This window comes from Pseudomonas sp. GM21, assembly GCF_000282215.1.
In the GTDB taxonomy this organism is placed as follows: Bacteria; Pseudomonadota; Gammaproteobacteria; order Pseudomonadales; family Pseudomonadaceae; genus Aquipseudomonas.
In genome coordinates, this window is the sequence record NZ_AKJS01000207.1 from 1 (window position 1) to 1,605 (window position 1,605).

Genomic DNA, 1,605 nt, shown 5'->3' on the forward strand with positions numbered 1-1,605 from the left:
CAGACTGTGTGAAAACACGCTGAAGGCGATCCAAGCAAACGCCCCGACTTGTTCGGGGCGTTTGCTTTTGTGCAGGTAACAGGCGAAAAAAGGCTTTTCAGCCCATCAACTCCATCATTCGGCGTACACCCAGCACATTGATCGCTCTTTTGAGGTTGTAGGCGTTCACCGCCAAGGCCATTTCCGCTCTTGCCCCCTCTGACTGTCGCAGCAGGAAGCGGCCGTTTCCAAACAGCCATTGTTTAAGGTTGCCAAAGGGATGCTCAACGATGGACCTTCGGCTCACCATCATTTCCGGATGCGCCTGCATGCGCTGCTCCATTCGCTCGAAGGCTTCTTCGTGGGCGTGGCGTGAGACGTATCGGCGCTGAGCATCGGTGCATTGCCCTTTCAGTGGGCAGTTGGCGCAGTCGCTGACAGCCGCATGGTAAATGCGCTCACCTTTATTCAGCTGTTTGAGCGTCAGCAGTTTGCCAGCAGGGCATTGGTACTGATCCTGTTGCGCATCGTAAGTAAAATCTTTTCGCTCGAAGAATTCCTTCTCCTTACTACGGGGGTTAACCGCTCGGTTGGGCGGTACGTACGCCGTAATGCCCGCCTCTTCACACACTTGGAACTGCTTGCCGTTGGAGTAGCCCGCATCGGCGGTCACGTTCAGTTTGCTCTGCTGCAACTGTTCTTTGGCAGCCTTGGCCATGGGCTCAAGTTGCTGGGTATCGTTGCCGTCTTGTGTCACGTCGTGATGCAGGATCAAACAATGTTCCGCGTCCACGGCGGTTTGTACGTTATAAGCCACCTGCGGGCCTTTGGGCGTGCGCATCATTCGGGCATCGCTTTCGCCGGTGTTGAACTGCTCGATCCCCATCGACTTCATCAGCGCCTGGCAGGTCAGATTGTTCAGTTGCCGAGCTTCAAGTTGCTCCAGCGCTGTCTTGATGGCGTTGCGATCAATGGTTTCACCCGCTTCGGCTTTATCGGCCTCATCCAGTTCAGCCAGATACTGGGCGATGCGCTTATCCAGTTTTTCCTGCTGGCGCTTGAGTTGTTTCATGTTCAGATGGCGCCGCGAAGAGGCTACCGCCTGAAATTTACTGCCATCAATGGCAACCAGGTCGCCAGCAATCAAACCGACCGTACGGCAGAACTGAACGAAGACCCGACACGTTGCACTGAACGCTTGTTTGTTGTTCTTACGAAAGTCGGCAATGGTCTTGAAATCGGGTTTGAGGCGGTTGAGTAACCACATGACTTCGATGTTGCGCTGGCATTCGGCTTCGAGACGACGGGATGAGCGGATCCGCTGGAAATAGCCATACAGATAGAGCTTGAGCTGATCTGCCGGATCGTAAGAGGGGCGACCGGTGCTTTTGGGCACCGCCTTGTCGAACCCCAAGCGTATGAGATCGAGCTTGGCAACGAAGGCATCAATCACGCGAACGAGGTGATCCTCAGGGATTAAATCCTCCAGCGAAACCGGAAAAAGGCTGGTCTGATCGCGCGCTTGACCTTGGATGTAAGCCATAACAAAGAAAATGCCCCGTATCTTTCGATTACGGGGCATTTTCTTAAACCGCGATGCAGATTGCTAGGTTTTCACACAGTCTG

The 1,605-nt window shown here is 54.1% G+C and carries 1 protein-coding gene; it reads right to left on the reverse strand.

Annotation, left to right across the window (positions count from 1 at the left end; all coding sequences use genetic code 11):
* Nucleotides 1-97: 97 nt before the first annotated feature.
* Nucleotides 98-1,522: an IS1182 family transposase gene (locus PMI22_RS00020; protein WP_007949554.1), complete on the reverse strand. Its 1,425-nt coding sequence runs from the start codon at nt 1,520-1,522 to the stop codon at nt 98-100.
* Between the last annotated feature and the right edge of the window lie 83 nt (nt 1,523-1,605).

Bases quoted from the DNA above. Each gene is read 5' to 3' on its own strand.
- PMI22_RS00020 (WP_007949554.1), bottom strand. From the start codon at position 1,522: ATGGCTTACATCCAAGGTCAAGCGCGCGATCAGACCAGCCTTTTTCCG.